Annotated in this window: 1 protein-coding gene; it reads left to right on the forward strand. The window is 60.3% G+C overall.

The window, feature by feature from the left end; translation table 11 throughout:
- Positions 1-158: 158 nt before the first annotated feature.
- On the forward strand, positions 159-380 hold a 222-nt coding region (locus BIU97_RS18345; protein WP_302846696.1), incomplete at its 3' end, for a gamma carbonic anhydrase family protein.

Here is a 380-nt window from a genome sequence, read left to right on the forward strand (position 1 = left end):
CGCCACAATTTGGAGAACGCGCCTGGATTGATCCCAGTGCAGTGGTTATCGGGGATGTCCAGACCGGGGATGACGTCTCTATCTGGCCGATGACCGTGGTGCGCGGCGACATGCACAAGATTCGCATCGGCAACCGCTGCAGCATTCAGGATGGGTCGGTGCTGCACATCACTCATGCCAGTGATTATAACCCCGGTGGCTATCCACTTCAGATCGGGGATGACGTGACCGTTGGCCACAAGGCGCTGCTGCACGGCTGCACCATTGGTAACCGGGTGCTGGTAGGTATGGGTTGCATCATCATGGACGGCGCCGTGGTGGAGGACGAAGTGATTGTCGCCGCAGGCTGCCTGGTGCCGCCGGGCAAAACCCTGGAGTCC

The organism is Curtobacterium sp. MCBA15_009 (genome assembly GCF_001864895.1).
Taxonomy (GTDB): domain Bacteria; phylum Actinomycetota; class Actinomycetes; order Actinomycetales; family Microbacteriaceae; genus Curtobacterium.